This window comes from Enterobacter cloacae complex sp. P14RS (assembly GCF_014895895.1).
In the GTDB taxonomy this organism is placed as follows: Bacteria; Pseudomonadota; Gammaproteobacteria; order Enterobacterales; family Enterobacteriaceae; genus Enterobacter; species Enterobacter bugandensis.
In genome coordinates this window covers 1-262 of record NZ_JADBQM010000049.1, presented here as the reverse complement: position 1 = coordinate 262, position 262 = coordinate 1, and the positions used below count along the sequence as shown (strand labels likewise).

2 pseudogenes are annotated in these 262 nt (G+C 53.4%); both read right to left on the bottom strand.

From position 1 onward, the window contains the following. A pseudogene (locus tag IM295_RS22955) lies at positions 1-80 on the bottom strand (ABC transporter ATP-binding protein); the annotation flags it as partial. Between the two features lie 46 nt (positions 81-126). After that, positions 127-262: pseudogene (locus IM295_RS22950) on the bottom strand (ABC transporter ATP-binding protein); the annotation flags it as partial.

Below are 262 nucleotides of genomic sequence, written 5' to 3'. Positions count from 1 at the left end.
ATCAGGCTGAACGTCTCGCCTCTCTCTATGCTAAAGCTGGCGGCAGAGACCGCCGTTTTTTCCCCGAAGGTGACCTGCACCTGGTTAACCTTTTTTTTTTAATTATATGGCGTCCTTCGAGATCTTCTATCTATCGTTCGTCGGCAGCATCTGTCCATAAGTATGGGCGTCTGGACGACAGGTCCACAGGGTGCGCGTGTACGGATGCGTCGCCTGCGGAAGCTGGCTTGCCGCCATCTCATCGACCTTTTCACCCTGATAC